Here is a 10,159-nt window from a genome sequence, read left to right on the forward strand (position 1 = left end):
TCTTTCTTTGTTCCTAACGAGTTTGGTTTTCTTTGTTCAATTAGCAGAAAGATTAACACGTACTTATATGGTGCTATGGCTAGGCTTACGTATTAATAGCATAGATAGACAAAACAATAACTCAAACTGCCTAATAACTAATAATAAAAAACCCGCATCAACGCGGGCTTTGTTTAGTAAAAAACACTATAGTCGATGCAATTTAAAAGTAGTACCAGGCAACCGAGTGTAGACGTATATTTAATACTTCAAGTGAGGATAACGATGTAATTTAAGATACTGATAACGTAGATATCATGACACGACCAACCGCATCAATTGCGTACTGATATAACCGCCAAATGTCCCTACCGCATAACCTAAAATACCTAAGAACACCCCGACTGGCGCAAGTGATGGGTGAAAGGCTGTAGCGACAATGGGCGCTGACGACGCACCACCTGTATTAGCATTAGAGCCAACTGCCAAAAAGAAGAACGGCGCACGAATCATCCTAGCCACAGCAAATATGATAACGACGTGAATGCTCATCCATAACAGACCAATGAGCAACAAACGCCACTGTGAGATGATACCCGCCAAATTGATTTGCATACCGATCGCAGCAATCAATACAAAGATAAATACTGTACCGATTTTTGATGCACCCACATGATCTAGCCTACGAATCTTAGTGAAAGAGAAGACAACGCCTATTAAGGTAATAATCACCACCATCCAAAAGAATGAGCTGGCAAAGCTATACTGTACTGCCCATTTGTATGGCGCAAAAAACTCTGCAATCTGCCCACCAACAAAGTGCGCTACGCCGACCATGGCAAAGCATAAGCCAAACATCACCATCAAATCATTGATGGTTGCTGGGCGGGCATGATCGCGATCATAGCTTTCGACTGCTTTAATGACCTTGTCGATACTACTGGTATCCGCTCGCAAAAACCGATCTATCTTGTCACTGTGTTTTGCCATCACCAGTATGGCCAATAGCCATAGCGAAGCATTGGTCGCATCAACTAAAATCATCATACCAAATAGATCATCGCTGACCCCAAACAACTCCTTCATCGCTGCTTGGTTAGCTGCGCCACCGATCCAGCTGCCCGCCACTGCTGAAAACCCACGCCATAAGGTATCATCGGTAAACATCGCAGGCGATACCCATTTAGCGACTCCTAAGCTGATAGGACCGCTAATAATAATAGCGACACTGGCAGCAAAGAACATAGCGATCGCTTTCCAGCCTAAGCCCAATATTTTGGGCACATCCATGGATAGTGTCATTAATAGCAAACTTGCTGGCAGCAAATAAGTAGCGGTGAAGCCATAAATCTGCGAACCAACACCATCAGCAAACACACCTAAACTATTTAACGTAGCTGGTATAAAACAGCAAAGCACAATACCCGGTAGAACTGCATAAAACCGTCGCCAAAACTTACCAGGTAAGCCTTGGGTATAAAAAACCAGACCAATAATGGCCATGATGATGCCAAAAGCTAATGGCAAATTATCAATTGCTAAATTTGAGGTGGCAGGCATCAAGGTGCTCCAAGCGTTACAACTGGCAAAAGTCAATCAGTATAGACAAGGCAAAAAAGTCGCGCAATGATAAATACAGAATTACCAGACACAAAAAAGCCAGACACCTAAGTATCTGGCTTTTTTATATTTTTAGACGATTAATGAATCAATGATTTTAATCGTCCAGTCTAACCATATTACGAGTTGTTACCACGGTTGCCACCGTTTGAACGACCTTGACCACGGCTGTCAGAACGACCTGCTGGACGGCCTTGGCTGCCACTTGGACGACCGCGACCACTTGCAGCACGCTCACCACGTGGAACGCCATTGCTATCACCACGGCTTGGGCCACCAGTGCGCTTGCCTTGATACGGCTTGCCACCTGAACGCTCATTTGGTTTGCCAGATGAATCGCGTGACTTACCTTGATAACCGCTATCGTTGCTAGCACGTTGACCAGTTGATGCGCTGTCGTTTGAACGACCACGACCTTGACCGCCGCCATTAGAACGACCTGCATAACCACCGCTTGAACGACCACGGCCTTGACCACCACCGTTAGAGCGACCACGACCACGACCACGGCCTTTACCTTTGTTTTCACTAGGTACATAAGTCTTCTTAGGTTCCATACCTTCGATGACACATACTTCCATCTTACGATCTAGATAGCGGTTGATGGCTGCTAGCTGTGGACGATCGTCCATGCTACATAAGCTGATAGCAACACCAGTACGACCAGCACGGCCACAACGACCGATACGGTGGACGTAGTCTTCAGTCTGACGTGGTAGGTCATAGTTGATAACGTGTGAAATAGCTGGTACATCTAGACCACGTGCAGCAACGTCAGTCGCTACTAGGATTTTACATTTGCCATTACGTAAGTCTTGAACGATACGGTTACGCTTGCTTTGTGGCAAGTCCCCATGTAGGAAGCTTGCTTTATGGCCCGCTTCTTGTAGCTGTTTTGCTAGCTTCTCAGTACTGCGCTTAGTTGCAGCAAAAATAATGATTTGATCCATTTCTTTTTGGCAAACGATTTTGTCAAGTAAACGGTTTTTATGATCAAAATCATCACAGTAGTACACTTTTTCTTCGATGTGTGCAGATTCTACTTTAATAGATACGCGCTCAGGATTCTTAGTGAAACTGGCAGCGATTTTACCTACTGGGCCATCCCAAGTCGCTGAACACATGATTGTTTGACGATCGACTGGTGCTGCACGGAGAATATCACTGATATCATCAGCAAAACCCATATCTAGCATACGGTCAGCTTCATCAAGTACTAGTACTTCTAGGTTTGATAAATCAACGCGGCCCGCATTGATATGGTCAAGTAGACGACCAGGAGTCGCAACGATTACTTGAACACCCTTTCTCAAAGCAGTGATCTGACCGTTGTACGGTGCGCCGCCAACTAGTGGTACACAGAATAGACCACGCATGTCTTTAGAGTAAGTGCGCACGCTGTCATGCACTTGCTGAGCAAGCTCACGTGTTGGCGTTAGGATAAGTGCTTTGGTTAGTTTGTCAAAGCTAGTTGCACGGCTCAAACGGTCAAGTACAGGGATAACAAATGCCGCTGTTTTACCACTACCCGTTTGCGCTGACAACAACAGGTCACGTCCGGCTAAAGCGAAAGGAATGGCTTGTTCTTGGATAGGTGTTGGATTGGTATAACCACTACGATCAAGCGCAGTAAGAATTGGCTTAGCAATACCAAGATCAGTAAAAGTGGTTTTGTTTTCTTCAGTGGCGTCAGTAGCAGCCGCTTGAGTATCAGTGTTTGGAGTATCGGTGTTTTCGATGATGCCGTTTTCAGCGGCGATAGTAGATAAGATGTCAGTCATAGGAATCCTTGGTAAGTATAAGCTGCTGTAAATTCAGCAAACTTGATGCATACCACTGATAACCGTTCACCACGCTGCTCTTATTAGCATTACCGAACAATATGAAATTGTCGATAATTAGAAACCAAGCCAATAGAGCTTAGCGTCTTTACAATAAATGCGTTCGTGCTGTCTGACGTATTTTGGTGGTAGTGCCGAGTGTCTTATCCTTGCTTGATATACGCGTATTATCAATGCTTTGTCCAAAGCAGATAAAGGCAAACAGCAACCAATCTAAACCCATTTTTTGGGCTAGTAGATAAGATATGAGTCAAAAATAACTGATTTTTTAAGAGGTTATTTAAGTACACAAAATCATCGGCAACAATTACTTATGGTCATCCTAGACCCAAAATCGCAGGCGATGTTATCAATCTCATAATTCACGAAAGCCTAAGCTAACGTGGCGACGTAGTATAGCACAATAAAAAATTATATCTAGTCATTTCTTTGGTTGTGGGTGAGACAGTGCGTTACTCATATAAGAGTCTAACCTACTTCGACTATATTTCTTTCAACTGATATTCAGCGAACAAGAGGCTCGCTGGTCACATACTAGCGCACCATTTTGACTTCAGTGACATAGGTAGGCAGTTGCCATGCTCCGCCCACCTCGATTAAACGGCAAAGCCCTGTGGTGCTTTCATGACTTTTTTCAAATGTACGGCCCGTCCAGAGCCAATCCGTTTTGCTCATACAATCACCAATACCGCGACCTTTTTGTACAGAGGTAAGCTTGCCTTTATCGTAGCCAGTAGCACTGGTCGTCACTAACACCGGCTTATAAGGTTTACTGTCATTGATCACCCAAGCTCCTGCGCCAGAGTTATAAGCGCTTGTCCAGCACCCATGTTGCGCCAATAGTTGCGAGCCATTTAGACGACTGATACGCCAAGGTGATTTATCTGATAAGTTGGGACAAACATTATCTGCATCTTTCATCGTACCTTTTACCAACGATGCCAATTGAGAAGACTGCATCACAAACTTTTTGTCCTTGCTATCGTCAGCTTTGGCACTTGGCAAGACAAACCTTAGTACTGGCGCGGCTTTGGGAGGTAGTATACCGCCACTTGACTTAACAGCAGCGTCATTTTTAATAAAAGCACTTGAGGTACCAACACGACCTTGGAACTCATCGGCTTTTAGCATCGCAGCACTAGCACCTTTGTCAGAGACCTGCCAACGTGAATTACGTAAGGCCAACGTAATCTTGCTAGATTTGGTCAAAGCTTCTAACAATGCATTTACCTGTGCTTGAGTAAGCTCAGCATTACCTGCAGCGGCTGAGTATGGCTTAGTCTCACCATAGTCTTTATCATTAATAAACAACGAGATACGATGACGGTTGCCAAGCTGCATTAAGGCTTTAGATGAGCTATCCTTAGCCCCGCCAAGCTTTACTTTACCATCCACACCAGCATTCGCACCTGCGCGGCGTACGAGCAATATAGAAACCGGAAACTCGCTGTTGTTCTCTGCTTGATAACCTGCTAACCGGCACGTACGCGTATTATCACAGGCGACTTGCCAGTCTTGACTAGTAAATTCAGTCGATGTACTCGCTATACTAGTGGTACTAAATAAAGCTGTGCTAAGCGCTGCAAATACAGGTAGTAATATTTTATTTTTCATCATAAAGGTGGATTTTTCTTTTATTTTCTTAGGTATATTTTCTGAATAATGCTCTATAGGGATGTTTTTTAGATTTTCATTAAATTGGGTACTATTATCATATATATTTGAATAGGTATTTGACCTGCTAGCAATAGTTAAAACAGCGTCTTTTAATAGCGACGTATCGTTTATATAATTATTGTCTTTCATAATCATCACCTTTCAGTAGAAAAAGTACAAACACCTGTCTATTATAATGGTGCTCGGCTATCTTAACGCACTAGTGTTTCTATCTGTTATTCTAATGTAGCATTATGTAAAGCTAATAAAAAGACTAAAAAACACTTATATTTGTTTTTATTTATATAATTAAAAAGGCTGATAAATAATCATTTATCAGCCTTACTACTCTATTTGCGCTTTATCGTTATATCCAATTATATTGAGTATGTGGATTAATCGATTGGTTTTAGCTCTAGCCCTACTGCCCGTTTAACCGCAGGACGTTCAGCGATCTTCTTGGCCCAACGCTGCAAGTGTTTATAGTCTTCTACTTGTAAAAATTCTGCTGCATCATAGAGCTTTCCTAATGCCAGCTGGCCATACCAAGACCACACAATCATATCTGCAATGTTGTAATCAGACTCATCGTTGCCGCACAGATACTCGTGATCTTTTAGGTGCGTATCTAATACATCGAGCTGACGCTTAGTTTCCATAGTATAGCGGTTAATGGGATACTCTATAGGTTCAGGCGCATAGGCATAAAAATGTCCAAAGCCGCCACCTAAGAAAGGTGCGCTACCCATTTGCCACATAATCCAAGACAAGCAATCTGCTCTCGCTTTGCCAGTAGCCAACGGTAGGAACTTATCAAATTTCTCTGCTAAATACATCAAGATTGCGCCCGACTCAAAGAGTGCTATTGGCTCCCCAGCTGTATCATCAGAATGATCGACCAAAGCTGGAATCTTTGAATTAGGGTTTATCTCTACAAACCCTGAACCAAACTGCTCTCCTTCAGAAATATCGATTTTGTAGGCATCATATGCTGCCCTCTCAACACCAAGCTCGGCCAGCTCTTCTAGTAGTATATTTACCTTGACGCCATTTGGCGTATTTAATGAGTACAGCTGTAACGGAGCATCACCAACAGGCAGCTCTTTATCATAGCGAGCACCAGACGTTGGACTATTAATACTGGCAAACTTGCCGCCGCTATCTTTGTCTTGCGTCCAAACTTTGGGTGGTACGTATTTATTATTATCCTGACTCATAGTCTCTCCTCGATTTATATTTATGACTGTCGCGAATGTTTACTATAACGAGAACTCATGATGATATTAAAGCTCTCTCTTGTAATCAATGTTGTGTTTCTACTGCTAAAGTAAAAGAAGATGTGCTATCAGTACTCAACAGCTTTTTTGTCTAATTTCATCTCTTGGCATTTTTATTAGCTACTCTTTGCATTGCTGTCTTAGATTAGGGCGTGTTGAACATTCAAATGTGGTGCTGGCAGTGACTATTTTTTAGACAATATGCAGTGAAATTTTTGATGCCTAGTCATTCTAGGTGAAACAATTTCGCCATGTATTGGCAAAAAAGAGTACTGCCCTGAAAGGCTGATGCTAAAATCACCCCAAACGTCGTTACAAGCCTAGTTAAGGTCTCGACATTATCGTCGGCTTGCGCCTAGTTTGGTGAAATTTTAGCGATCAGCAGCCCTAATATTTGAATGTTCAACACGCCCTAATTACTTTGAGTCACTTTTATTATAGGTCAGGCTTTCTTATACTACTCAGTTTGCATAGTGATCTGCTCGCAAATCCGCTATTTTCTTACTTCATAACGAGACGTTCAATGGGACTCACATGGTAACGCTCACCCCGACTCAAGATAAATACCTACCTTACGTACTAGCGGTAGCGCTATTTATGCAAATTTTAGACGCTACTATTTTGAACACCTCATTGCCACAAATGGCACAAGCACTAGGTGAGTCACCACTAAAAATGCAGTGGGCCGTCATCAGCTATGCATTAACTCTGGCGATTTTTATCCCTATCAGTGGTTTTTTAGCAGATAAATATGGCACGCGCCGCGTATTTTTGTCCGCGGTTATTATTTTTTGTGTTGGCTCATTACTGTGCGCTGCGTCGCAAACATTAGATTTTTTGGTTGCCTCACGTGTGGTACAGGGTATTGGCGGTGCCATGATGACGCCTGTCGCTCGTTTGATATTGGTCAAGTCTTATCCGCGCAATAAGCTGCTCACTGTGATGAATTTTGCCGTGATACCTGCGTTGGTTGCGCCACTAGTCGGTCCAGTATTGGGTGGCTATATCGTGCAGTATGCTAGCTGGCATTGGATATTCTTGATTAATATTCCAATGGGTGTGGCAGGTTTTATCATGGGCAAAAAGCTGGTACCAGCACTATTTGAAGATACCAAGCGCCTTGATTGGACAGGGTTTGCATTGTTTGCCGCAGCTGCTTGCGGATTCACACTGGCTGTCGAGTTTGGTTCACAGACGGGTCGCGGAATTTATGGTTTGTTGCTCGGGTTAGGCGCAAGTCTATTGATCGGCGCGTATGTCTGGCATGCCAAACGACGAGCAGCTCCACTGTTTCCACTTAGTTTGTTTGACATTCGCACTTTTCGAATTGGTATTACCGGCAATTTATTCACGCGGCTTGGTATCAGTGCCGTGCCATTTTTACTGCCGTTACTACTACAAGTGGTGTTTGAATACTCGCCTTCGCAGGCAGGTTGGTTGCTTGCCCCGATTGCGGTTGGTGCTATAGGGATTAAACCTTGGGTCAGTAAGATTATTCAGCGTTTCAGCTATCGTAAGGTTTTGGTCTACAATACTTTGTTTATGGGCTCGCTTATCATCGTACTGGCACAGTTTAACGATGCGTCGCAGTGGTTATGGTTTATACCTATCTTGACCATTATGGGTGCGTGCAACTCTATGCAGTTCAGTGCGATGAATACGATTACGATTGGCGATTTACAGGGTACACAGACTAGTAGCGGCAATAGTTTGATGGCGGTTAATCAGCAGTTAGCGATTAGCTTTGGTATTGCCTTTGGTGCTGCTGTGTTGAATCTATTACGTGAGCGCCTGCAAATGGATACGTTATTAGCGTTCCAAACCACTTATTGGATATTGGGTATTTTAACCATTCTCTCAGGGCTTTATTTCCTACGTTTAAAACCTGAGGATGGTCGCGGTTTGTACTAGAGCGTACTTTTAATCGAGACAAGTTTTCTATTAAGTGAGATTTTACATACGACACGTCTCTACTTTGTATAGACAGAAAAAAAGCCAGTATGCGATTGAGTTATCAATCATATACTGGCTTTTTTGTCATGACTCACAATAATGGTGAATACGACTATGCGTCATCATCACTCATTTGCGATTGGATATAACGCTCTACACCAATACTTTCGATCAAATCTTGCTGCGTCTCTAACCAATCGTCATACTCTTCATTGCCATCTTTTAGCGTGACTAATAGCTGGCGAGAGACATAGTCAGACTTAGTCTCACACAATGTGATAGCATCAGTAATGATATCGAACTTTTGTCTCTCAAGACGTAGATTACACTCGATGATTTCTGGTACATCTTCGCCGACCAGTACCTTACCTAGCTCTTGCAAGTTTGGCAAACCGCCTAGCAGCAAGATACGAGCGATTAAATCGTCTGACCATTTCATCTCAGCAATAGATTGCTTATATAATGAATCATTAAGCGCTTCTAGACCCCAATGACGTGCAATACGTGCATGCAAAAAATATTGGTTAATGGCAATCAATGACTGCCCAAGTACTTTGTTTAACGCGCGAATGACTTCTTTATCCCCTGTCATTACCTTTCTCCTTTAATCTTTATTATTTATGCTAAATACTGTGAATGTTATTCATACGTTGGATGATATCAAACAAGATTAGGAGCAACTTCAGCCACTTGGCTTTGTAGGTAGTTCGGTAGACCGATCATGTCGATGAGACGAAGTTGTTGCTCAAGCCAATGCGCATGATCTTCTTCTGTATCTTTCAATTGTTCAACCAGCATCTCACGCGTGACATAGTCATGTTCTGCTTCGCATAGCGCGATACCTTCTTTTAGATGCTTTTGTACTTGGTACTCTAAATCCAAGTCAAACTGCAACATCTCAGGGACGGTAGCACCGATATGGATAGCATCGACAGACATTTTTGGCGTGCCACTCAGCATCAAGATACGACGAATAATATTCTGTGCATGTAGCGTTTCGTCTTCCATCTCATGATGGATACGATCGTATAACTTGCCATAGTGCCACTCAGCATACATCTCCGAATGGATAAAATATTGGTCACGAGCGGCTAGTTCACCACCTAGTAAGAAATTCAAATAATCAATGACTTTCTGGCTACCTATCATAACGAGTACTCCCCTATTTATTTTTACAGATCACTATACATCCACAATTTATTATATATGAATAGCAAAATTGGCAAACTGATCAGTAAAAATCAAAATCAATAAAACAGCTTATAATCTTAGGTAAATATAGTAGCATACAGACGCAATATAGGGTGTAACGTTATGAACTAAGAATAAGATGCTAATTGAGAATTATAATTAGCTACAACTGGCAGGAGACTATTCAACATAGATTATGTTGGTGCAGGAGTGAGGTTACACGAACGCTTGCATCCTACCCTTTATATAGAGTAAATAAGGTTGGATGCAAAATACTGAATATAATTTGTCGTGTTAGGTTTTGTTGTACTAGATAGTGAGAACGTGTGATTAACGGTGTTTAAACGGCATACGCTAGATTATCGAGTTTTGCATGGTGTTCGTCTAAGTAGTCGTTGACCATCGGTTCACAACAGCCACAACAAGTTGCTACGTCAAGGGTATCTTTTAGACCATCGAGTGTATCAACACCTGTAGCGATAGCGGCTTTAATTTGTTTTTCTTTTACGTTGTTACAGATACATACGTACATGGACTGCTCCTCGGCATACTACTATTCGATAATAACGACATATGACACTTATATAAAAAACCTTTCTAATAAGTGCCGTTGATAAACGAATAATTTACTATTTTCTAGCC

The 10,159-nt window shown here is 42.4% G+C and carries 8 protein-coding genes; 1 reads left to right on the forward strand and 7 read right to left on the reverse strand.

Going from position 1 to position 10,159, the window contains the following annotated elements; all coding sequences use genetic code 11:
• Positions 1–294: 294 nt before the first annotated feature.
• The 4 genes from ACT3QQ_RS10570 to yghU all read right to left on the reverse strand — a co-directional run bounded on the left by ACT3QQ_RS10570 (position 295) and on the right by yghU (position 6,313).
• A complete protein-coding gene (locus tag ACT3QQ_RS10570; protein ID WP_444527987.1) occupies positions 295–1,539 on the reverse strand; it encodes a DUF819 family protein in 1,245 nt (414 codons plus the stop codon).
• 179 nt (positions 1,540–1,718) lie between these two features.
• Entirely contained in the window at positions 1,719–3,380 is a 1,662-nt protein-coding gene (locus tag ACT3QQ_RS10575) for a DEAD/DEAH box helicase (protein WP_444527988.1), read from the reverse strand.
• 594 nt (positions 3,381–3,974) lie between these two features.
• Positions 3,975–5,246, reverse strand: coding sequence for a DUF1176 domain-containing protein (locus ACT3QQ_RS10580; RefSeq protein WP_444527989.1), 1,272 nt, complete (start codon positions 5,244–5,246; stop codon positions 3,975–3,977).
• Positions 5,247–5,491: 245 nt separating this feature from the next.
• A complete protein-coding gene (gene yghU / locus ACT3QQ_RS10585; protein WP_444527990.1) occupies positions 5,492–6,313 on the reverse strand; it encodes a glutathione-dependent disulfide-bond oxidoreductase in 822 nt (273 codons plus the stop codon).
• A gap of 594 nt (positions 6,314–6,907) precedes the next feature.
• Here yghU and ACT3QQ_RS10590 point away from each other — a divergent pair.
• Positions 6,908–8,284 carry a DHA2 family efflux MFS transporter permease subunit gene (locus ACT3QQ_RS10590; RefSeq protein WP_444522575.1) on the forward strand — a complete coding sequence of 459 codons (1,377 nt, stop codon included), beginning with the start codon at positions 6,908–6,910 and terminating at the stop codon, positions 8,282–8,284.
• Positions 8,285–8,438: 154 nt separating this feature from the next.
• Here the strand turns inward: ACT3QQ_RS10590 and bfr (ACT3QQ_RS10595) are convergent, their stop codons facing one another.
• The 3 genes from bfr (ACT3QQ_RS10595) to ACT3QQ_RS10605 all read right to left on the reverse strand — a co-directional run bounded on the left by bfr (ACT3QQ_RS10595) (position 8,439) and on the right by ACT3QQ_RS10605 (position 10,049).
• Positions 8,439–8,918 (reverse strand): bacterioferritin, encoded by a 480-nt coding sequence (bfr, locus tag ACT3QQ_RS10595; RefSeq protein ID WP_444522576.1) that lies wholly within the window; start codon positions 8,916–8,918, stop codon positions 8,439–8,441.
• A 68-nt stretch (positions 8,919–8,986) separates the two neighbouring features.
• Positions 8,987–9,475, reverse strand: a complete 489-nt coding sequence (gene bfr, locus ACT3QQ_RS10600) for a bacterioferritin (RefSeq protein WP_444520816.1) — start codon at positions 9,473–9,475, stop codon at positions 8,987–8,989.
• A gap of 382 nt (positions 9,476–9,857) precedes the next feature.
• Positions 9,858–10,049, reverse strand: a complete 192-nt coding sequence (locus ACT3QQ_RS10605) for a (2Fe-2S)-binding protein (RefSeq protein ID WP_444520815.1) — start codon at positions 10,047–10,049, stop codon at positions 9,858–9,860.
• Positions 10,050–10,159: the final 110 nt, after the last annotated feature.

It is taken from the genome of Psychrobacter sp. AOP7-A1-24, assembly GCF_052376235.1.
Taxonomy (GTDB): domain Bacteria; phylum Pseudomonadota; class Gammaproteobacteria; order Pseudomonadales; family Moraxellaceae; genus Psychrobacter.